The sequence below is a fragment of the Kribbella sindirgiensis genome (assembly GCF_004331435.1).
GTDB lineage: Bacteria > Actinomycetota > Actinomycetes > Propionibacteriales > Kribbellaceae > Kribbella > Kribbella sindirgiensis.
In genome coordinates, this window is record NZ_SJKA01000009.1 from 66,576 (window position 1) to 87,582 (window position 21,007).

Genomic DNA, 21,007 nt, shown 5'->3' on the forward strand with positions numbered 1-21,007 from the left:
AAGATGACGATTAGAGTGTGACGATGGACTTCGAGCCACTCGGCCTGGCCACCGACCTGGTCATCCTGACCGTCCGCGACGGCCGCCTCCAGGTGTTGCTGATCCGCCGCGGCATCCCGCCGTACCAGGGCCGGTGGGCGCTGCCCGGCGGGTTCGTGCGGCCCGACGAGGATCTGGAGACGACCGCCCGCCGCGAACTCGCGGAGGAGACCGGCCTGTCCGCGGAGCGGATCCACCTGGAACAGGTCGCGACGTACGGCGCTCCCGATCGCGACCCGCGTGGCCGGGTGGTCAGTGTGGCGTACCTGGCCCTGGTACCCGACCTGCCCGCGCCCGTCGCGGGCTCCGACGCCGCGTCGGCGAGCTGGGTCGACGCCACCGACGTACTGGACGACTCCGGCAGGCTGGCGTTCGACCACCACCGGATCCTCGCCGACGCCGTCGAACGCGCCCGCGCCAAACTCGAGTACTCACCCCTGGCCACCGCGTTCTGCCCTGCGGAGTTCACGATCTCCGAACTCCGCGGCGTCTACGAAGCAGTCTGGGGCCTCCCGCTCGACCCCCGAAACTTCCACCGCAAAGTCACCAAAACCCCCAACTTCGTAGCCCCCCTCGGCACCACCACAACCCGAGACGGCGGCCGCCCCGCCCAACTCTTCCACCGAGGCACAGCCACCACCCTCCACCCACCCATGACCCGCACCTGAAGTGACAGGTCGGGGCGGGTGGACAGGAAGGCGTGCGGTTCGACAGGCAAGAACCTGTTCAAGGGCCCGCCGGCCCGTGGCACGCCACGCGAACTGGCCGAGCCAGCCCTGGTCGCGCCGTACTCGACCGTGATCCGGGTCTAGACGCGCGAAACCCGGCTCGCCAACCGTCCGGATGACTGCCGGGTTCACTTCCCGAGGGCTACTGCCCTGAGCTAGGCACCACTATACAGGCCGTCACCTCGATCCACGTAGGTTCATCCGAGCTCTCTGGTGCGGAGGGCCAGGTCTTCGGCGGTTATGAGGTTGGTGTGGGTGCCGGGGGAGGTGCAGGCCCAGCCGGCGGCTACGGTGCCGGCGGTGGCGGCGGCTTGCCAGGGGGCTCCGTCCAGGTAGCGGGCCAGGAAGGCGGCTACGTAGGCGTCGCCGGCGCCGTTGGTGTCGACCACGGGGCGGTCGGGGAAGGTAATCGCGGGGAAGTGGCGGACGGGTTCGCCGCGGACGTGGAGGTAGCTGCCGTCGGCGCCGGCCATGGCGACCACGACGTCGGCGCGGCCGTTGGCGAGGATCCAGTCGACGCCGTCGGGCGGCAGGGCGGCGGCGGAGACGAAGACGATGTCGGACGCGGTCGCGAAGTCCTTGTGGTGGTCGTTGCGGCCGTCCCAGTCGTGCAGGTCGGTGGAGATCGAACGGTCCGCGGCGATCGCGTCCCCGAGGGCGTCGCGGGCGAAGTCCATGATCGAGACGTGCACGTGCTGCGCGTGCCGGATCACCGGGCGCCAGAGGTTCGGGTCGACGCGGAGGCCGTGCGGGTGGCGGCCGTCGTACATCGAGAGCCGGCGGCCGTCCGGGGAGACCAGGTTGACCGACCGGCGGGTGCCGCTCGGGTGCAGGACGACGCGCAGCGGGATGCCGAGTTCGTCGTACGTACGGCGGATCCGCGCGCCCTCGGGGTCGTCGCCGATCACGTCCACCAGCCCGGCGTTCAGTCCGAGCAGGTGACAGCCGAGCGCGACGCCGTGACCGGTGTGCGCCAGGTACGACTCGATCGGTTCGACCGGAACCGTGTCCACGTCCGCCAACGGCAGGCTGGGCACCCGCACGATCGTGTCGATGCCTACTCCGCCGATGACCAGCACATCCAACTCCACCCGTCCCGTAATACCCGACTTTCGCCAGGGATCACAGATGTCTTTCGCAAGCTGAACGGATAGTTGGTCTCCAGGCACAGTCGGACCATGCTGAACCGACGAGTTCTCCTCACCTCCGCCGCCCTCGCACCACTGGCCGGTCTCACCGCCCTGCGAACAGCGGGAGCAAGCACCGGGGCACCTGAGCCCGTCCGGATTCGGCTGCCGCGGCCGACCGGTCCGTTCGCGGTTGGGACGACCGAGATGCATCTGGTCGACGCCGGTCGTGACGACCCGTTCGTTCCCGGGCGTTCGCGGGAGCTGATGGTCAGCGTCTGGTACCCGGCGAGTCGGCTGACCGCGCCCGCGCCGTACCTGCCGCCGTTGACCGCCGAGGTGTTCGGCGAAGGCGCTGCGATCGCCCTCGAGCAACCCGTCGGGACAATCGACTGGGCCGGCGCCAAGAGCCACGCCGGCCTCCTCGCCCCGGTCTGCCGCGGCAAGCGCCCGGTCGTGCTGTTCTCACCGGGCTTCGGCGTACCACGAGGACTCGCGTCGATCAGCGTCGCCGAGCTCGCCAGCCGCGGGTACGTCGTGGTGACCGTCGACCACACGTACGAGGTCTCAGGAGTCGAGTTCCCCGGCAACCGGCTCGAAGTACAGACCCTGCCGCCCGCGCCGTACGCGATGCTCGCCCGCACGACCCGGTTCGCCGACCTGCGCTTCGTCCTGGACAGCCTCACCCTTCTCGCCCGCGGCAAGAACCCGGACGCGGAACACCGCCGCCTCCCCACCGGCCTCGGCGACATCCTCGACCTCAACCGGATCGGGGCGTACGGCCACTCCGCCGGCGGCCTCAGCTCGATCGACCTGCTCGTCGCCGACCCGCGGATCCGCGCCGCGATCGACCTCGACGGCGAACTCGGTTACGGGTACGACGACCCCGCCGACGCTCCGACCGTCGCGAAGGGCACGAACCGCCCGTTCCTCCTGATGGGCTCGGGCGCGATCGGCCCCGGCCCGCACGACCACCGCACGGACCCGTCCTGGGGCCTGTTCTGGGACCACTCGACCGGCTGGAAGCGCGACCTGAACCTCCCGAACGGCCGCCACTACAGCTTCGTCGACTACCAGGCACTGATCCCCTGGTTCCAGCGCTTCTTCACCGTCCCGGAGGAACTGATCGCGAACACCATCGGTACGGCGAACACAGACCAGGTCCTGCGCGCCCTGCGCACCTATATCCCAGCGTTCTTCGACCAGCATCTCCGGCACCGCCCGTCCGACTGGGCCCACGCGCTGCCGGAGACGAAGTTCATTGCTTGATCGGGGCGCCGGTCTTCTCCTGGAGTTCGTCGAAGGTGACGCCTTCGGCGAGCTCGACCAGTTGCAGGCCGTCGTCGGTGACGTCCAGGACGGCGAGGTCGGTGATGATCCGGTTCACGACGCCGCGGCCGGTGTACGGGAGGTCGCACTCGGCGAGGATCTTGTGCGAGCCGTCCTTGGCGACGTGCTCCATCAGCACGATCACCTTCTTCGCGCCGTGCACCAGGTCCATCGCGCCGCCCATCCCCTTGACCATCTTGCCGGGGATCATCCAGTTCGACAGGTCGCCCTTGGCCGAGACCTGCATGGCGCCCAGGATGGCCGCGTCGATCGCGCCGCCGCGGATCATCCCGAAGGACAGCGACGAGTCGAAGAACGAGGCGCCGGGCAGCGTCGTGACGGTCTCCTTGCCGGCGTTGATCAGGTCCGGGTCCTCCTCGCCCTCGACCGGGTACGGGCCGACGCCGAGGATGCCGTTCTCGGACTGCAGGACGACGGTGACGCCGTCCGGGATGTAGTTCGGGACCAGGGTCGGCAGGCCGATGCCCAGGTTCACGTACGAGCCGTCCTCGAGCTCGGCCGCGGCCCGGGCCGCCATCTGCTCACGGGTCAGTGGCATGCTCAAGCCCCCTTCTGAACGGTCAGCTTCTCGATCCGCTTCTCGATGTCCTTGCCGACGGCAACCACGCGCTGGACGTAAACACCGGGCAGGTGGATCGAGTCCGGGTCCAGCTCACCAGGCTGGACCAGCTCCTCGACCTGCGCGATCGTGACCCGGCCGGCCATCGCGGCCAGCGGGTTGAAGTTCCGCGCGCTGCGGTCGAAGACCAGGTTCCCGTGGGTGTCGCCCCTGAGCGCGTGCACCAGCCCGAAGTCGGTGGTGATCGAGTCCTCCAGGACGTACGTCGTACCGTTGATCTCCCGCGTCTCCTTGGGCTCCGACGCCTTCGCGACCGAACCGTCCGCGTTGTACTTCTGCGGCAGCCCGCCGTCGGCGACCTGCGTCCCGACGCCGGCCAGGGTGTAGAACGCGGCGATCCCGCAGCCGCCGGCCCGGAGCTTCTCGGCCAGCGTGCCCTGCGGGGTCAGCTCGACCTCCAGCTCACCGGACAGGAACTGCCGGGCGAATTCCTTGTTCTCCCCGACGTACGACGACGTCATCTTGGCGATCCGCTTGTCGGCGAGCAGGATGCCGAGTCCCCAGTCGTCGACGCCGCAGTTGTTCGACACGACGCTGAGCCCGGAGACCCCCTTGTCGTGCAGGGCGCTGATGAGCTGCATCGGGTTACCGCACAACCCGAAGCCGCCGACGGCCAGACTCGCGCCGTCCCCGATGTCCGCCACCGCTTCCCGCGGCGACCCGTACGTCTTGTCCATCAGCTGCTCCGTTGCAGTGGCCGGTGTTGTTGTCTGCCGATTCGCTCCGACTCTAACCAGCCCACCCGTGTCCCGCGATGTGAGTGGTACCACTCGGGTATGTGGTCAGGTGCTACGCCGACGCTTCAGAGGCATTCAGCAGCGCCAGTTCGTGCAGCGCCTCGTAGTGGGCGTCGTCCAGCTCGGGGATGGCGAGTACGGCGGACAGGTGCGCGCGGGCGGCCGGGAGATTGCCGGAGCCGCGCGCCGTACGCGCTAGACCGACCCGTGCCGCCGCAACGGTCTCGGGCTGGTCGGCGTGCTCTCCGATCGACAGGGCCCGGCTGTAGTCCGCGTGTGCGTCCTCCAGCTTCCCCTGCCGTCGGTAGAGCTCCGCACGCTCGCACAGGAGCAGTGCGGTCTCGTCTGCGAGGCACAGGTGCTCGGCGAGCTCCAGAGCCTCGGTGGTGGCGTCCAGCGGCTCGTCTAGGACGTGCCGGAGCGAGCTGAGGGCGAGGAACATGCCCCACCGGTCCTCCAGCATCCGGAAGCGGCCCAGCGCCGTACGCAGGCTCTGTGCCGCGTCATCCGGTGCTGCCGTCGTCAGACCGGGGTAGCCACGGCACAGCTCGACGGCTGCGCGCGTCCACGCGTCACCGGCCTCGTTGCGCTCCAGTACGTCCTCGACCACGGCAGCCGGCTCAAACGGTCCGAACACGAGTGACCACAGCAGCACCGTCACGGAGTACCGGAACGGGCCGGTCGAGGTCAGCACGATCTGTTGGGCCAGCTCCACCTGCTCCTGCTCGGCCGATGCAGCACCGTGGATGACGGCCAGCAGGTACTCCTCGTCCAGCCCGACCGGGACGGTCCGGCCGAGCATGCTGAGCACCCGCTCTGCCGCTGCCGCAGCCTCGTCCTGGAGCCCGTTCGACCACCAGTACGCCGAATAACGCGCAACCAGCCGTAGGGCGGTCCGTAGGTCGCTCTCACACGCGCGCTCGATCGCGCTGACGACCTGGTCCGCCTCCAGACTGTGTGGTTCGCCGGAGCCCCCCAAGTTCACGTGCTTCATTGTCGCTCGCCCGTGTTAACGCCGTGTCACGGGGTCAGAAACGGAGGATGCCCCAGGTGGCCGGGCGGTGCATGTCGGCGATGCCCTGTGGCGACCAGACCCAGAACTCGCAGTCGTCGCCTTTCACGTACGCGCCGTCGACGACCTCGTGCGGCCACTCGCAGCGCATCAGGTTCATCCGCCACTCGTCACCCGGGTTCGGGGACTTCGTCCCCCGCCCCTTGTTGGCTGTGTTTTTGTTATATGGCGCGAGCTCGGCCCACGGTACGGCGATCTCCGCCGACCATCCCGTATCGGTGTCCGACGGGTCGTTGAGGGTGCCGTCGACGTGGATCGCGGTCCGCAGACCGGCCAGGTTCGTCGGGTCGATCGGCACGCCGCCGTCGACGTACGGCTTCGGCAGGGTGAGCTCCCAGATCGTCCCGAGCGGGTTGATCTCGAACTCGTAGTAGTTCTGCCCGTCGCCGTCCGGGTCGAGGAACAGCTCGAAGTTGTTCTCGTGGAACAGCTTGCTGTTGTGCTCGGTCATCGTCGACCAGACGTGCGGCTCCTCGAGCAGGCCGCCGACGTACAGGTACTGGTCGTCGTACATCAGCTTCGCCCGGGTCAGGAACCGCGGCGTGGGGCCGTCGTGGATCGGGACGAAGCCGGTCGTCCACGGCGCGGTCTCCCAGGCCGGGTCGGTCAGGGTGCCGTCGAGATTCGGCGTGGTGGCGGTCCGCGGGCACTCGTAGACGGGCAGGTCAGGCATCGGCACGCTCCAGCAGTCGGGCGAGAAGGTTGGCGAGCAGGAAGGTCACGGCGGTCAGCACCGGTACGACGGCGAGGATCCACGGCGAGTCCAGGTGGCCGGTCAGGAACGCCACGACCAGCGCGACCATGAACGCGACGCCGAGGAACGGGATCAGCTTCGGGTGCGGCATCGCCAGCCGGCTGAGCGCCGTACCGCCGAGCACCATCGTGACGACCACGATCACGATCAGCAGCGGCAGCCCGAGGGCGCCGCAGTTCGTGGTGTCCCGGAACCGCTCGCAGCCGCGCTCACTCAGCCACACCAGCGCGATAGTCGCGAACCCGCACAGCAGCCCGACAACGGCCAGAATCAGCCCCGGCGGCAGCGGCGGCGCGTCGTACCGCCCCGGACGGGCCTCCTCGGCCTCGTCGTCGGCGGCCTCCAGCGCGGCTTCCAGATCATCCGGCATCCGGTCGCCGTCGTCCTCCTGACTCATTTCGGCAGGCTATCGGGCTCCGAGGCTGTTCGCGATGGCGTCGCGCACGTCGGCGTCGGTGGGCGCGGCCAGGTCTTGTTCCGCGGCCAGCTCGGCGAGCGAGACCATCGTGACGTCGTGCAGCCCGCAGCTGGTGAACGTGTGAAATACGGTCATGTCCGGGTCCACGTTCACCGAGAACCCGTGACTGGTCACGCCGCGCCGGATCCGCATGCCGATCGAGCACAGCTTCCGGCCGTCCTCGGTCCAGACTCCGACCAGGCTGCTGGCGCCCTTGGGCGTGTCCCGGCGGACCAGCGGGAAGCCGAGCGACCCGAGGGCATCGATCAGACCGTTCTCGACCCAGCGCACGATGTCGACCGGCCCGCGCTGACGCAGGTTGATCACCAGGTACCCGACCAGCTGGCCGGGCCCGTGGTACGTCGCGAACCCGCCGCGATCCACCTGCACAGACGGGATCGCGGCCGCCTCCGCGGGCAGGTCGTCGAGAACCGTCCGCGGTCCGTAGGTGATCACCGGCGGATGGCTCAGCAGGAACAGGCGGTCCTCTGCCCTGTCTTCGACACGCTCCTCGACCCAGCCACGCATGTCCTTCGCGGCAACGTCGTACTCCACCTCACCGAGATCAACCCGCTGCATACGTTCAGATTAGGCCGTACGGCGCGCGGCGCAGGACGTCGTACAGCAGGCGGCGATCGACGACGTTGCCCTCCGGCTCCAGCCAGTTGAGGAGTTCACGGTCGGCGGACCGGGCCGACAGGCACGTCACGGCGGCCTCGGAGGCGCCCTGCGTCATGATTCCGCCCTGCCCGTCCACGTTCGGGTGAACGATCAGGAAGCCGCGCACCTGAGCTGTCCGGAGCCGCCCGCTCCAGGCGGTGACAGCGGCCTCCAGCGCGGGCGCGGGGCTGTCGATCGGCTGACCGTTGAAGACGAGCGACCCGTAGGCGTCGAGGGAATATGCGCCGGGCGGTCCCACGATCGAGACGATCAGCGCGACGCGGTGCCCGTTGAGCAGCATGTGATCGACGGCGACGGCACCGAGTTGTGCACCGTGGACCAGTTTCGCGGCCGGCAGCGCTCCGAGCACAGGGTCGAGGAGGTTGGCCGTACGCCGCTGCAGGAGCACGTCGTACGCCGAGATCGGGGCCGCCAGCGCGTCGTCGATGAGCGGCTGGCCGGGCCGGCCCCACAGGTTGAACTCGTACGCCGCGGTCCGGTCGATCGCCTGATCCAGCGCATGCGCCTTCGACCACCGACCGGTGAGGATCCGTACGACGATCAGACCGGCGACCACCACAACGAGCAGAACCCGGCCGGCCGTGGACACGCCGCTCGCCGCGAACGGGTTGAACGTCAGGAACAGTGCCACGAAGAGGAAGGCCGCCGTGAGCACGCCCAGCACCTTGAACAGGCCGCCGAGAGGCACCCGTCGGCTCCAGTGCGGCGGCATCGCGACCACGATCATCGCGGCGGTGCCGACGCCGAAGACGACGTCCCAGAAGCCGTTGTAGTCGGTGGTGACGAGGATCCAGATGATCAGGGCGGCGAAGGCGGTCAGCGCGACGAGGGCGGGGACTCGCCAGCGGCCGAAGGTCGGGGTGGCGTGGATCGGGCCCGTGCTGGCCGGCTGGACCCGCTCGCCGGTTGTCCTGGACTGCTCCGGCTGCTCACTCGACGGCTGCTCGCTCGACGGCTCGTTCGACCAGGGCTGGTCGGTCGACCAGGTCCAGGTGGGCTCCGGCTCGGGCTGCGGATCGGGCTCGGGCCGCGGATCGGGTCGGGGCCGCGGATCCGGCTCGCGGGTGGTCGACTGACCGGCGAGCAGGCGGTCGTAGGACGCGCGCTTGACCGGGTCCGACAGCGTGGTCCAGGCCTCCTGCACGAGGCGGAAGAGCGCCGCGTTGCCGCCCTGGTCCGGGTGCACCTGACGGACCAGCTTCCGGTACGCGGTCTTGATCTCGGCGGCGCTGGCCGTGCGCTCGACGTTCAGCACTTCGTAGTGATCGGCCCCGCCCACCCCAGCACCTCCACGACACGACAGAACGCATTGAGGGTCAGTCACCGCAGTGACTGACCCTCAATGGTGGTCGGGCTGACAGGATTTGAACCTGCGACCTCTTCGTCCCGAACGAAGCGCGCTACCAAGCTGCGCCACAGCCCGAAGTCGCGAGTAGCTTACATGGGCTCAGCGTCCGGACGAAATCGGGTTATTGCGCGGGACGAGGGTGAGCAACGTCGCCTCCGGACGGCAGGCGAAACGGACCGGCGCGTACGGCGACGTACCGAGCCCTGCCGACACGTGCAGCGCTGCCTGACGGCCGTCGTACCCCCAGGTCGACAGACCCTTCACGCGGGACGTGTCGAGGTCGCAGTTGGTCACCAGCGCGCCGTAGAACGGCACCGCGAGCTGGCCGCCGTGCGTGTGCCCGGCGAGGACCAGCGGATAGCCGTCGCCGACGAAGCCGTTCAGGACCCGCTGGTACGGCGCGTGCGTGACGCCGATCGACAGGTCCGCCGTCGGGTCGATCTCGCCCGCGACCTCGTCGTACCGGTCGCGCTTGATGTGCGGGTCGTCGGTGCCGGCGAAGTCCAGGCGCAGGCCGTTCACCTTCAGCGTGGCCTTGGCGTTGTTCAGGTCGGTCCAGCCGGCGCCGCTGAACGCGCGGCGCATCTCCTCGTACGGCAGGTCGGGTCCGTGCGGCTTGTGGCGCTGCTTGTTCGCGGGCAGCAGGTACTTGCCGGGGTTCTTGAAGTGCGGCTTCCAGTAGTCGTTGGAGCCGAACACGAACACGCCGGGCAGATCGAGCAGATCGCCGTACGCGCGGAGCAGCGGAGGGACCGAGTACTCGCTCGCGAGGTTGTCGCCGGTGTTGACGATCAGGTCCGGCTCGAGCGCGGCCAGCTCGTTGACCCAGCGGATCTTCTTCTCCTGCGTCGGCATCAGGTGCAGGTCGGACAGGTGCAGCACTCTCAGCGGCGCGGTCCCCTCGGGCAGCACCGGCACCGTCACTCTGCGCAGCGTGAACCACCGCACCTCGACAGCGGCCGCATACGCAACACAAGCGGCGCCTAGGGCGGTTGTCACCGCTGTGGTCTTGAGGGCGGTCCTGGCAAAGCTCACCTCACTAGCCTGCCACAATCATGGTCATGTCCAACTCCGGAATGAAGCAGCGCCTGCACGACGACATGACCGCCGCCCTCAAGGCGCGCGACGAGATCCGCAAGTCGACCCTGCGGATGGCGCTCACCGCGATCACCAAGGCGGAGGTGGCCGGCAAGGAGGCCCGTGAGCTCACCGACGCCGAGATCGTCGACGTACTCAGCTCCGAGGCCAAGAAGCGCCGCGAGTCCGTGGTCGCCTACCGCGACGCCGGCCGCGCCGAGCTCGCCGAGAAGGAGCAGGCCGAGGCGGACATCCTGGCCGACTACCTGCCCGAGCAGCTCTCCGAGGACGAGATCAAGGCCCTGGTGACCGAAACCATCGCTGCCACCGGCGCCGCCGAACTCGGCCCGCGCGGCATCGGCCAGGTGATGGGCGCCCTGCAGCCCAAGGTCAAGGGCAAGGCCGACGGCTCCGTCGTCTCCGCCGAGGTCAAGCGCCAGCTCGGCGCCTGACCGCCGGCCTAGCGGCCCCGGCCGCCGCAGTTGGGGTATTTAGGGTTCCAGGGCGGGCAGTTGGGGTTGAGGGTGGTCGGGGTGCTGGGTGGTTTCGTCGTGCCCGGCGGTTTGGTCGTGTTCGTCGGTGTTGTCGGCTTGCTCTTGCTGCCGTTGGAGACGTAGATCGTCACCAGCGAACCGTCCGGGGCGCCGTCGCGCTGCCGTGGGTCGGTGTACGCGACGGTGCCCGCGGTCTCCTCGGAGTTGACCGTGCCGGAGGCGATCGCGACCTCGAAGCCGGCCTGGCGAAGCTTGTTCGCCGCGTCCTCGGGGTTCATGCCGTTCACGAACGGCAGGCTCTTCACGTCGCCGCGCTGAGTCTTGTCGGTCGGCGCCACGAAGCGGGTCGTCGGGTAGCCCTGCAGGGCGGCCTTCATCGCGGCCTCCCAGATCGGGCCGGCCGTACCGGAGCCGGACGGGTCGTTGATGCGCTTCCCGTTCAGTGTCTGGTTCTGCAGCTTGGTGTACGGCAGCGATGCGTCGGCCACCGTCGCGGCCGCGGCGAGCTTGGTCGAGTAGCCGGCGTACCAGACCGCCTTGGCGTCCTGAATGGTTCCGGTCTTGCCGGCCAGGTCACTCTTGCCGAACTTCAGCTTGCCGCCGGTGCCGTTCGGCTCCATGACCTCGTGCAGCACCGCGTTCACGCCGTCGGCGACCTCAGGTGCGAGCACCTGCTTGCAGTTGGCGCCGGGGATGCTGACGGACTTGTTGGCCGAGTCCTTGACCGTGGTGACCGCCCACGGCGTGCAGTACATACCGCGCGCGGCGAAGGCGGCGTACGCGTTCGCCAGCTGCAGCGGCGTGATGTAACCGACGCCGAGGGTCATCGACGCGACCTGGTCGAGCCCGCCGAGGCTCTGCGCGTCGTACATCCCCAGGGCTGCCGCGATCTTGGCAATCGGGCACAGGCCGGTGCGCTGGGAGAGCTGCAGGAAGTAGGTGTTGGTCGACTTCTGCGCCGCCTGGATCATGTTCGGATCCGAGACGTTGCTGGTCGAGTTCTTCGGGCTGTAGCCCTTCTCCGTCGTGTAGGTCCCGTCGCAGGTACTGAACTTCTGGCCGCCCATCGGCAGCGGGCTCGGCGAGTTGATCTTGTAGTTGAGCGGAATGCCCTTCTGAATCGCCGCCGCGATGGTGAACGCCTTCATCGTCGAACCGTTCTGGAAACCGCCGTACCCGCCCGGATACGTCTTCGGGGCGTTGTAGTTGTAGGCCGTCTGGCCGCGCTTGTTGCCGTACTTGCGGCTCTGCGCCATCGCCTTCACCAGACCCGTGCCGGGCTCCACGATCGTGATCGCTGCGATCGCTTGGTCGGTCGGCTTGGAGTGGGTGTCGATCGACCGCTGCGCATCGGCCTGGATCTTCGGATCGAGCGAGGTGCGGATCGTCAGGCCGGCGGTCTTGATGTAGTTCGCGCGCTCGGTCTTCGTCTTACCGAAGGCCGCATTGTCCTCGAGCTCGGCGACGACGTACTCGCAGTAGAAGGGGTACGGGCCGTTCGCGCAGCCGAGCTTGTTCGGGCGGACCTTGTTCGGGTCGATGACCGGGGTCTTCAGGGCCGAGTTGGCCTGGGAGACCGAGATGACGTTCAGCTGCAGCATCCGGCGGAGCACCACGTCGCGGCGCTCCTTGGCGCGGCTGGGGTTGTTGGTCGGGTCGTAGCCGGTCGGGTTCTTCACCAGGCCGGCCAGCATCGCGGCCTGCGGCAGCGTCAGCTGGGAGGCGTTCACCGAGAAGTAGTGCTGCGCGGCGGCCTGGATGCCCCACGCGCCGTCGCCGAAGTTGGCGAGGTTGAGGTACTTCTCCAGGATCTCGTTCTTCGAGTACTGCTTCTCGACCGCGATCGCGTAGCGCAGCTCGGCGACCTTGCGCTGGTAGGTGTCGGCGGTCGCGGCGGCCACCTCGGCCGGCGTCTTCGCCTTCTCCACCAGGCTGATCTTCACGTACTGCTGGGTGATGCTCGAACCACCCTGCTGCACCGAGCCCGACGACTGGTTCTGCAGCAGCGCGCGCAGCGTGCCCTTCGCGTCCAGCGCACCGTGCTCGTAGAAGCGGTCGTCCTCGATCGCGACGATCGCCTTCTGCATGATCGGCGCGACGTCCTTGAGCTTGACCGGGACCCGGTTCTGCTCGGCGAGTGTGGCGATCACCGACCCGTCCGCGGCCAGGATGGTGCTCTTCTGCTTCAGCGGCACCTCGTCGAACTGCTGCGGCAGGTCTTGCAGCGTGTCGGAAGTCTTCTCCGTGGTGAATCCGGCGAGGCCGGCGAACGGGATGGCGAGACCGGCGGCCAAGGCCCCCGACAGCACGCTCACCCCTAGGAACAGAACCACAGATTGGACGACTCCCCGGTCGCCCTTTTCCCTGACGCGCATGGTTGTTAAGACTACGTGACCGCTGATTCGGGTTACCGCTGCGGCTGTGAGTTCGGTCACTCTGTCTGGACAAAGTTCATCCAAAAGGACGAGGGCCCGAGCCATCGCTCGGGCCCTCGTCCGGTACGTCGTTACGCGGCGTACTGGTGTGCCTGCACCTCGGCCGGCTCCAGGGCCAGCTCCAGCGCCTCACGGACGTCGCTCACCGGGTGCACGGTTAGCTCCGCGAGCACGGACGCCGGTACGTCGTCCAGGTCCGGCTCGTTCCGCTTCGGGATCAGGATCGTGGTCAGCCCGGCCCGGTGCGCGGCGAGCAGCTTCTGCTTCACCCCGCCGATCGGGAGCACCCGTCCGGTCAGCGACACCTCACCGGTCATCGCGACCTCCGAGCGGACCGGCCGCCCGGACAGCAGCGACGCCAGCGCCGTTGTCATCGTCACACCCGCCGAGGGTCCGTCCTTCGGGACGGCACCGGCCGGCACATGGATGTGTGCGTTCCGCTCGGCCAGGTCACCGACCGGCAGCCCCAGCTCCGCGCCGTGCGAGCGCAGGTACGACAGGGCGATCTGTGCCGACTCCTTCATCACGTCACCCAGCTGCCCGGTCAACGTGACCCCGGTCGCGCCGGTCTCCTTGTCGGCCAGCGACGCCTCCACGAAGAGCACGTCACCACCCGCACCGGTCACCGCCAGTCCGGTCGCCACACCCGGGAGCGCCGTACGCTCCGCCGACTCCGGTGTGAACTTCGGCGACCCCAGGTACTCCTTCAGACCGGTCCCACCGATCGTCACGCTGCCCAGGTCCTCACCGAGAGCCAGCTTGGCAGTCACCTTCCGCAGTACGCGGGAGATCGACCGCTCGAGCTGCCGTACGCCGGCCTCCCGGGTGTACTCACCCGCGAGCACCCGGAGCGCCGAGTCCTCGATGGTCACCTCGTCCGCCGTCAGGCCCGCCCGCTCCAGCTGACGCGGGAGCAGGTGGTCACGGGCGATGACGACCTTCTCGTCCTCGGTGTACCCGTCCAGCTGCACCAGCTCCATCCGGTCCAGCAGGGGCGCCGGGATGGAGTCCAGCACGTTCGCCGTGGCCAGGAACACCACGTCGGACAGGTCCAGCTCGACCTCCAGGTAGTGGTCCCGGAAGGTGTGGTTCTGTGCCGGGTCGAGGACCTCCAGCAGCGCGGCCGTCGGGTCGCCCCGGTAGTCCGCACCGACCTTGTCGATCTCGTCCAGCAGTACGACAGGGTTCATCGAGCCCGCCTCGGTGATGGCCCGGACGATCCGGCCCGGGAGCGCACCGACGTACGTCCGCCGGTGACCACGGATCTCGGCCTCGTCGCGGACACCGCCCAGGGCGACCCGGACGAACTTCCGGCCCATCGCACGCGCCACGGACTCACCCAGCGAGGTCTTACCCACACCAGGAGGACCGACCAGAGCCAGTACGGCGCCACTGCGGCGACCGCCGACGACACCGAGACCACGGTCCGCACGACGACGCCGTACGGCCAGGTATTCCGTGATGCGCTGCTTCACGTCGTCCAGGCCGGCGTGGTCCGCGTCCAGCACGGCCCGCGCCTCACGGATGTCGTAGCTGTCCTCGGTCCGCTCGTTCCACGGCAGCTCGAGGACGGTGTCCAGCCAGGTCCGGATCCAGCCGACCTCGGGAGACTGCTCCGAGGTCCGCTCCAGCTTGTCGACCTCGGAGAGCGCCGCCTTCTTCACGTGCTCGGGGAGGTCGGCCGCCTCGACACGGGCCCGGTAGTCCTCTTCCTCGGACTCGGCCTTGCCGTCGAGCTCGGCCAGCTCCTTGCGGATCGCGGCCATCTGCTGGCGCAGCAGGAACTCCCGCTGCTGCTTCTCCATACCCTCCTGGACATCCTTCTGGATCGTCTCGGAGACCTCGAGCTCGGCGAGGTGGTCCTTCACCCAGCCGATCAGCTTCTCCAGCCGCTCGGAAACGTTCGCGTTCTCGACCAGCCAGGACTTCTGCTCGTTGCTCAGGTACGACGCGTAGCCGGCCAGGTCGGACAGCTCCGCCGGGTCGTCGACACCCTTGATGGAATCGATCACCTGGTACGCGCCGCGACGCTGCAGCACGGAGGTGGTCAGAGTCTTGTACTCGCGGGCCAGCTCGGCGGAGCGGTCGTCGGTGATCTCGTACATCACCGTCGCGCCCACCCAGAGCGCCGCACCCGGGCCGGTGGTCCCGGCGCCGATGCGGACCCGCTGGGCCCCGCGGATCACAGCCGCCTGGGCACCGCCCGGCAGCCTGCCGATCTGCTCGATCTCACCGAGCACCCCGGCCTTGGCATATTTTCCGTCCAGCCGCGGCACCAGGAGGACCTGGTCCGAACCCGCGGCCTGCGCGGCGTCGATCGCCGCCCGGGCCTCGCTGTCGGCGAGTCGGACCGGCACGACCATTCCCGGCAGGACCACGACGTCGTCCAGCGGCAGTACCGGAAGATTCAACGTATCGGTCACGCTGTCACACCCTTTTCCAAGTTGAGTCTGATGGGCTCAACCACGGGTGTAAGCAAGTAATTCCCGGCGCTCTGGAGCGTTCGCTGAGGGTGAAATCAGGCGGTCAGCAGCTCGCCGATCCGGCGCAGACCGGCCAGGTCGTGGATGTCGTCGGCCAGTGCGGGCACCTCGACGGTCCGGATCGAGCGGTGACCTCGCCGGAACCGTTCGGCCCGCTTGTGGTCGCCGACGACCTGCTGCATCTTGTCCGCGTGCAACCGCAGTACGGCGGCCGTCAGCGGCGACTTGTCCGCTTCCTCCAGCTTCTCGGCCGCGGCGAGTGACCGCTCCGCCGACAGTTCCGGCGCCTGCGTGTTCGTCACCCGGTTCAGCACGACGCCGGCCAGCGGCATTCCCTCGGCCCGCAGCCGCTCCGCGAAGTACGACGCCTCCCGGAGCGCATCGTTCTGCGGCGCGGCCACGACGAGGAACGAGGTGTGCGGCTCCCGGAGCAGCGCGACCGTCTGCTCGGCCCGCTGCCGGAACCCACCGAACAGCGTGTCGAACGCCGCCACGAACGTCTGTACGTCGGTCAGCACCTGGGCGCCGAGGACCTTGTTCAGCACCGACATCGCCATGTTCACGCCGGCCGACATCAGCTTGAACGGTCCGCGCGCCGGCGCCAGCAGCAGCCGGAGGAAACGGCCTTCGAGCAGCGACGCCAACCGCTCCGGCGCGTCCAGGAAGTCCAGCGCCGACCGCGACGGGGGAGTGTCCACCACGATCAGGTCCCACTCGCCGGTCCGCTCGGCCTGCTTGTGCAGTTGCCCGAGTTTCTCCATCGCCATGTACTCCTGCGTACCGGCGAACGACGAGGAAAGCGCTTGATAGAAGGGATTCGCGAGAATCTGCTCCGCCTTCTCCGGCGTCGCGTGCTGCAGCACGACGTCGTCGAACGTCCGCTTCATGTCGAGCATCATCGCGTCCAGCCGGCCGCCGTTCTTGGCGTTCACCTCGGCCACCGCACGCGGGGTGTTGTCGAGCTCGGTCAGCCCCAGCGACTGCGCGAGCCGCCGGGCCGGGTCGATCGTGAGGACGACGACCTTCCGCCCCCGCTCCGCCGCCCGCAGCCCGAGCGCCGCCGCGGTCGTGGTCTTCCCCACACCCCCGGACCCGCAGGTCACGACGATCCGCGTCGACGGATCGTCGATCAACGCATCAAGATCGAGCTCACTCATCCGCGGAACTCCTCGGCCAGATCCAGCAGGACGCCCTGGTCGATCCCGTCCGGCTGCAGGGTCAGCTCCGTCACCTGTTTGCCCAGGGCATCGATCCGGTCGCGGTTCTCGCGTTCGAGCCCGACCCGGATCGCGTGGTCGTGCGCCTCGCGCGCGAGCGTCTCCACCAGGTCGTCGCCGATCGTGAGCCCGGCCGCCTTCAGCCCTCTGGTCAGCTCGGCGGTGGGCAGTTTCCCCTTCACTGCAAGGGCCAGCGCGTCGTCGTCGAGCGGGCTGTTCCGGACCAGGTTCACCACGATCGACCCGATCCGCAGGTCCAGCGCCTCCAGGTGCCCGACCGCGTCGAGGGTCTCCTGGACCGGCATCTCCTCGAGCAGCGTGACCAGATGGATCCGGGTGATGTCCGAGCGCAACATCCCCATGATCGCGTCCGCCTGGTTGCGGATCGGCCCGACCTTGGCCAGCCCGGCGACCTCGGTGTTCACGTTCAGGAACGGCGCGATCCGCCCGGTCGGCGGGGCGTCCACCACCACCGCGTCGTACGCGAGCTTCCCGTTCACCTTGCGGCGGGTGGCCTCGTACACCTTGCCGGTGAGCAGTACGTCGCGGAGTCCCGGGGCGATCGTGGTGACGAAGTCGATCGCGCCGACCTTCTCGAGCGCCTTCCCGGCGCGGCCGAGGTGGTAGTACATGTCGAGGTACTCCAGCAGCGCGGCCTCGGCGTCCACGGCCAGCGCGAACACCTCACCGCCACCGGGGCCGTGCGCGATCCGGCGTTCGACGTACGGCAGGGGTGGTACGTCGAAGAGCTGGGCGAGACCCTGACGGCCCTCGACCTCGACCAGCAGGATCCGTTTCCCCTGCTCGGCCAGCGCGAGCGCCATGGCGGCCGCGACGGTGGTCTTCCCGGTGCCGCCCTTGCCGGTCACCACGTGCAGTCGCGCCATAGGTCCCAGGGTAGGGCGTGGTGCACGACACACCGTTAGAGTCCCGTCCTATGAAGAAGTTCGAGTACTTCACCGCGCCGTTGCTGGTCCACTCGACCAAGGAGATCCTGGACAACTTCGGCCAGGACGGCTGGGAGCTGGTCCAGGTCGTCCCGGGCATGAACCCGGAGAACCTGGTCGCCTACTTCAAGCGGGAGATCGAGGACAAATGAGCCACCCCGAGGAGAAGCTCGCCGAGCTCGGCCTGAAGCTGCCCGAGGTGGCCAAGCCGGTCGCCGCGTACGTCCCGGCCGTCCGGACCGGTGACCTGGTCTACACGTCCGGCCAGCTGCCGCTGCGCGAGGGCACGCTGATCGCCACCGGCAAGGTCGGCGACGCGGTCACGGCCGAGGTCGCCAGCGAGTGCGCCCAGCAGTGCGCGCTGAACGCGCTGGCCGCGGTCAAGGCGGAGATCGGCGACCTGGGGAACGTGAAGCGGATCGTGAAGGCGGTCGCGTTCATCGCCTCCACGCCGGACTTCACCGGCCAGCCGCAGGTCGCGAACGGCGCCTCCGAGCTGTTCGGCCAGGTCTTCGGCGACGCCGGGCAGCACGCCCGCAGCGCCGTCGGCGTCCCGGTCCTCCCGCTCGACGCCCCGGTCGAGATCGAACTGATCGTCGAGGTCGGCTGACCGCTCGTGCGGGACCTGAAGTCGCAGCTGATGACCGGCCGGATGGCCGAGGTGGCCCTCGAGTACGCCGAGGGCACTCGCACCCCGGCAACCCCCCGCCCCGCCGCCACCGTCATCCTCCTCCGCGATGCACAGCGCCCGGAGGTGTATCTGCTGCGGAGGCAGCGGACCATGGCGTTTGCAGCTGGGATGACGGTGTTTCCGGGGGGACGGGTCGACGCGACGGATTCGACGGTTGCGGACTCCTGGTCGGGGCCTTCGCCGGAGTGGTTCGGTGAGCGGCTCGGCTGCTCAGCGGAGACGGCGGCAGCGTACGTCGCTGCCGCCGTCCGCGAGACCTTCGAGGAATCGGGTGTCCTGCTCGCCGGACCGTCGAAGGAGTCGGTCGTCGCCGACACCACCGGAGCCGACTGGGAGACCGACCGGGTCGCCCTGGAAACCCGCGAGCTGGGGTTCTCGGAGTTCCTGCACCGCCGCGGACTCCTCCTGCGCGCCGACCTCCTCGCCCCCTGGACACACTGGATCACCCCGGAGTTCGAGCCCAAGCGCTACGACACCGCCTTCTTCGTCGCCGCACTCCCCACCGGCCAGGTCACCCGCGACGTGACGAGCGAGTCCGACCAGGTCACCTGGATCCGCCCGGCGGACGCGGTCACCTCCGTCGACGCGGGCGAGATGCTGATGCTGCCCCCGACGTACATCTGCTGCCACGAACTCTCGCGGTACGGCGACGTCGCGGCGATCCTGAGCGCGGCCGGTGAGCGCGAGATCCGGGCGATCATGCCCACCGTGCGCGTCGACGGCGACCAGGCCTATCTGGAGACCCGATGAACGTCACCGAGTACGCCACCCTGGTGCGGGCCGACAACCCCGGCCCGATGACGCTGGACGGCACCAACACGTGGATCCTCCGCGCTCCCGAGGCGGAGCAGTCGGTGGTCGTCGACCCCGGCCCGATGCTGGAGGACCACCTCCGCGCGGTCCTGGACGCGGCGGGCAAGGTCGCCGTCGTACTGCTGACCCACAAGCACCCGGACCACTCCGAGGGCGCGGCGTGGTTCGCCAACCAGGCCGGCTGCGGCGTACGCGCGGTGGATCCCGAGTTCCGCATCCCCACCGACCACGCCCACGGCCTGTCCGAGGGCGACGTGATCACCGCCGACGGCCTCCGGATCGAGGTCCTCCCGACGCCCGGCCACACCCTCGACTCGGTCTGCTTCTGGCTACCCCAGGACGGCTCACTCCTCACCGGAGACACCGTCCTAGGCCGCGGTACGTCGGTCGTCGCGTACCCGGATGGTGCCCTGGGCCCCTACCTCGACTCGCTGGAACGCCTCCGAGCCTTCGCGAACTCCCCCGCCGACGTACTCCGCCTACTCCCCGGCCACGGCCCCGTCATCGACGACCCCACCGCAGTCCTCACGTACTACCTAGAACACCGCCAAGACCGCCTGAACCAAGTCCGAACCGCCCTGTCCGAAGGCCACACCACCCCCGAATCCATAGTCGCCCACGTCTACGCCGACGTCCCCCAAACCCTCTGGCCCGCCGCCGAACGCTCCGTCCGCGCCCAACTCGACTACCTGGCTGGCTGACCCACCCCATTTGCCTGGCTGACCCACGAATTTGGCTGGCTGACCCACGAAGTCGGGGGTTTGTGACCCGGAACCTGGGTCATAAACCCCTGATCTAGTGGGTCAGCCAGGCAAATTGGGGTTATCCACAGATGCGACGGGAGGCGCCCCGGGACTGGGTGGCTCGGTTGATGCTGGAGGCATGAACCTCAGGCTGAAGGCGGTAGCCGACAAGCAAGGCGGCGTGTTCAGCCGCCGGCAGGCTCTCGGGTCGGGCTACACGCCCGATCAGATCCAGGACCGCCTGCGCGACGGCCGGTGGGAACGAGTTCGCCACGGCCAGTACGTCGAGCGCGCAGACCTGAAGCACCTGCCGCCATGGGAACGTCAACTTCTGCTCCACCGGCGGCTGGTGTACGCGGCTGTCAACGCGATGCGTCCCGGTACGGCGGTAGTCAGCCACCACTCGGCGCTCGTCATCCACAATGTGCCGGTCTGGGACGTGGACCTCAACGAGGTGCAGCTGACGAGGTCGAATTCGGCCCGTACAGGCGCGGCCGCCGGGGTCAGGCATCACCATGGCCGGCTGACCAGCGACGCTGTCATCGAGTTCGACAACCTGACGGTCACCTCGGTCGCTCGGTCCCTCGTCGAGACCGCGGCCACGGCGTCCTTCGAAGCCGCAGTGGTGAGCGCTGACGCCGTACTGCGGAATCGCCTCGTTCCTGATGCCCAGTTGCGCAGCGTGGTCGCGCAGACCGAGTTCTGGCCCGGTGGTCCGACCGTCCGGTCCGCACTGGGCTTCGCGAGTCCGTTGGCGGAGTCGGTGGGCGAATCGCGGCTGCGGGTGCTGATGCATCAGCAAGGTCTCCCGGTACCGGAGCTTCAGGCGGTCTTCCATGACGCAGACGGCTTCATCGGCCGGGTCGACTTCTACTTTCCGGAGCATCGCACGATCGTCGAGTTCGATGGAATGTCGAAGTACACCGACGGGTCGAGCGTGGTGTTGATCCAGGAGAAGGCCCGCGAAGACCGGCTGCGTGCTTTGGGGCTGCAGGTGGTCAGGCTCACCTGGGAGGATCTCGCGCATCCGGATCGTACGGCGATGCTCATCCGGCGGGCGTTCGCCTGGTCACGCGAGACGCACCAGGCTGGGTAACCCACCAGATCGGGGGTTCCACACGCTTATCAATGGTGTGGAACCCCCGAACTCGCTGGTCAGCCAGCCAAATTGATGGGTCAGCCAGCCAAATTGGTG

Annotated in this window: 22 protein-coding genes and 1 tRNA gene; 9 read left to right on the forward strand and 14 right to left on the reverse strand. The window is 68.7% G+C overall.

The genetic code is table 11. From position 1 onward, the window contains the following. Window positions 1-23: 23 nt before the first annotated feature. A complete protein-coding gene (locus E0H50_RS25305; protein WP_131292836.1) occupies window positions 24-707 on the forward strand; it encodes an NUDIX hydrolase in 684 nt (227 codons plus the stop codon). An 18-nt stretch (window positions 708-725) separates the two neighbouring features. After that, window positions 726-851 (forward strand): hypothetical protein, encoded by a 126-nt coding sequence (locus E0H50_RS44255; protein ID WP_272948520.1) that lies wholly within the window; start codon window positions 726-728, stop codon window positions 849-851. Window positions 852-964: 113 nt separating this feature from the next. Here the strand turns inward: E0H50_RS44255 and E0H50_RS25310 are convergent, their stop codons facing one another. Further along, entirely contained in the window at window positions 965-1,858 is an 894-nt protein-coding gene (locus E0H50_RS25310; RefSeq protein WP_131292838.1) for a carbohydrate kinase family protein, read from the reverse strand. Window positions 1,859-1,945: 87 nt separating this feature from the next. Between E0H50_RS25310 and E0H50_RS43500 the strand changes: the two genes are divergently transcribed. Beyond that, window positions 1,946-3,163, forward strand: a complete 1,218-nt coding sequence (locus E0H50_RS43500) for an alpha/beta hydrolase family protein (protein ID WP_131292840.1) — start codon at window positions 1,946-1,948, stop codon at window positions 3,161-3,163. On the opposite strand, the gene E0H50_RS25320 is transcribed toward E0H50_RS43500, so the two are convergent. The 9 genes from E0H50_RS25320 to E0H50_RS25360 form a co-directional block, all read right to left on the reverse strand. Continuing rightward, a complete protein-coding gene (locus E0H50_RS25320) occupies window positions 3,153-3,782 on the reverse strand; it encodes a CoA transferase subunit B (protein ID WP_131292842.1) in 630 nt (209 codons plus the stop codon). The two genes, E0H50_RS43500 and E0H50_RS25320, sit on opposite strands and share 11 nt — an antisense overlap. Before the next feature lie 2 nt (window positions 3,783-3,784). After that, the gene (locus E0H50_RS25325) at window positions 3,785-4,540 is read right to left on the reverse strand and encodes a CoA transferase subunit A (RefSeq protein ID WP_131292844.1); all 756 of its coding nucleotides are present in this window, start codon (window positions 4,538-4,540) and stop codon (window positions 3,785-3,787) included. 112 nt (window positions 4,541-4,652) lie between these two features. Continuing rightward, window positions 4,653-5,585: a tetratricopeptide repeat protein gene (locus E0H50_RS25330; RefSeq protein ID WP_165547295.1), complete on the reverse strand. Its 933-nt coding sequence runs from the start codon at window positions 5,583-5,585 to the stop codon at window positions 4,653-4,655. 43 nt (window positions 5,586-5,628) lie between these two features. Next, entirely contained in the window at window positions 5,629-6,345 is a 717-nt protein-coding gene (locus E0H50_RS25335) for a carbohydrate-binding family 9-like protein (protein ID WP_131292848.1), read from the reverse strand. Then, the gene (locus E0H50_RS25340) at window positions 6,338-6,823 is read right to left on the reverse strand and encodes a hypothetical protein (protein WP_131292850.1); all 486 of its coding nucleotides are present in this window, start codon (window positions 6,821-6,823) and stop codon (window positions 6,338-6,340) included. The genes E0H50_RS25335 and E0H50_RS25340 overlap by 8 nt, the downstream gene beginning before the upstream one ends. 9 nt (window positions 6,824-6,832) lie before the next feature. Then, window positions 6,833-7,462 carry a lipoyl(octanoyl) transferase LipB gene (lipB, locus tag E0H50_RS25345; RefSeq protein ID WP_131292852.1) on the reverse strand — a complete coding sequence of 210 codons (630 nt, stop codon included), beginning with the start codon at window positions 7,460-7,462 and terminating at the stop codon, window positions 6,833-6,835. A gap of 4 nt (window positions 7,463-7,466) precedes the next feature. Beyond that, window positions 7,467-8,843 carry a J domain-containing protein gene (locus E0H50_RS43505; RefSeq protein WP_202868330.1) on the reverse strand — a complete coding sequence of 459 codons (1,377 nt, stop codon included), beginning with the start codon at window positions 8,841-8,843 and terminating at the stop codon, window positions 7,467-7,469. Between the two features lie 67 nt (window positions 8,844-8,910). Continuing rightward, window positions 8,911-8,987: transfer RNA gene (locus E0H50_RS25355), tRNA-Pro, on the reverse strand. A 24-nt stretch (window positions 8,988-9,011) separates the two neighbouring features. After that, window positions 9,012-9,947, reverse strand: coding sequence for a metallophosphoesterase (locus E0H50_RS25360; protein ID WP_131292853.1), 936 nt, complete (start codon window positions 9,945-9,947; stop codon window positions 9,012-9,014). Window positions 9,948-9,973: 26 nt separating this feature from the next. On the opposite strand from E0H50_RS25360, the gene E0H50_RS25365 reads away from it, so the two are divergent. After that, window positions 9,974-10,441, forward strand: a complete 468-nt coding sequence (locus tag E0H50_RS25365) for a GatB/YqeY domain-containing protein (protein ID WP_131292855.1) — start codon at window positions 9,974-9,976, stop codon at window positions 10,439-10,441. Between the two features lie 8 nt (window positions 10,442-10,449). Here the strand turns inward: E0H50_RS25365 and E0H50_RS25370 are convergent, their stop codons facing one another. From E0H50_RS25370 to bagA, 4 genes are all read right to left on the reverse strand, one after another. Then, on the reverse strand, window positions 10,450-12,858 hold the full coding sequence (locus E0H50_RS25370) for a penicillin-binding protein (protein ID WP_131292857.1): 2,409 nt from the start codon (window positions 12,856-12,858) through the stop codon (window positions 10,450-10,452). A gap of 131 nt (window positions 12,859-12,989) precedes the next feature. Then, window positions 12,990-15,341, reverse strand: a complete 2,352-nt coding sequence (gene lon, locus E0H50_RS25375) for an endopeptidase La (protein ID WP_131292859.1) — start codon at window positions 15,339-15,341, stop codon at window positions 12,990-12,992. 95 nt (window positions 15,342-15,436) lie between these two features. Beyond that, complete coding sequence (gene bagB, locus E0H50_RS25380) at window positions 15,437-16,558, reverse strand: ArsA family ATPase (protein WP_131292861.1); 1,122 nt, start codon at window positions 16,556-16,558, stop codon at window positions 15,437-15,439. Then, the gene (bagA, locus tag E0H50_RS25385; protein ID WP_131292863.1) at window positions 16,555-17,505 is read right to left on the reverse strand and encodes an ATPase BagA; all 951 of its coding nucleotides are present in this window, start codon (window positions 17,503-17,505) and stop codon (window positions 16,555-16,557) included. The genes bagB and bagA overlap by 4 nt, the downstream gene beginning before the upstream one ends. Window positions 17,506-17,555: 50 nt before the next feature. Between bagA and E0H50_RS25390 the strand changes: the two genes are divergently transcribed. The 5 genes from E0H50_RS25390 (at window position 17,556) to E0H50_RS25410 (ending at window position 20,908) form a co-directional block, all read left to right on the forward strand. Beyond that, window positions 17,556-17,717 carry a Sp36 family protein gene (locus E0H50_RS25390; RefSeq protein WP_130386959.1) on the forward strand — a complete coding sequence of 54 codons (162 nt, stop codon included), beginning with the start codon at window positions 17,556-17,558 and terminating at the stop codon, window positions 17,715-17,717. Then, complete coding sequence (locus tag E0H50_RS25395; RefSeq protein WP_131292865.1) at window positions 17,714-18,175, forward strand: RidA family protein; 462 nt, start codon at window positions 17,714-17,716, stop codon at window positions 18,173-18,175. Before E0H50_RS25390 ends, E0H50_RS25395 begins: the two co-directional genes overlap by 4 nt. A gap of 6 nt (window positions 18,176-18,181) precedes the next feature. Beyond that, entirely contained in the window at window positions 18,182-19,006 is an 825-nt protein-coding gene (locus E0H50_RS25400) for an NUDIX hydrolase (RefSeq protein WP_238151197.1), read from the forward strand. After that, window positions 19,003-19,770: an MBL fold metallo-hydrolase gene (locus E0H50_RS25405; RefSeq protein ID WP_131292867.1), complete on the forward strand. Its 768-nt coding sequence runs from the start codon at window positions 19,003-19,005 to the stop codon at window positions 19,768-19,770. Before E0H50_RS25400 ends, E0H50_RS25405 begins: the two co-directional genes overlap by 4 nt. A gap of 181 nt (window positions 19,771-19,951) precedes the next feature. After that, on the forward strand, window positions 19,952-20,908 hold the full coding sequence (locus E0H50_RS25410) for a type IV toxin-antitoxin system AbiEi family antitoxin domain-containing protein (RefSeq protein WP_131292868.1): 957 nt from the start codon (window positions 19,952-19,954) through the stop codon (window positions 20,906-20,908). Window positions 20,909-21,007: the final 99 nt, after the last annotated feature.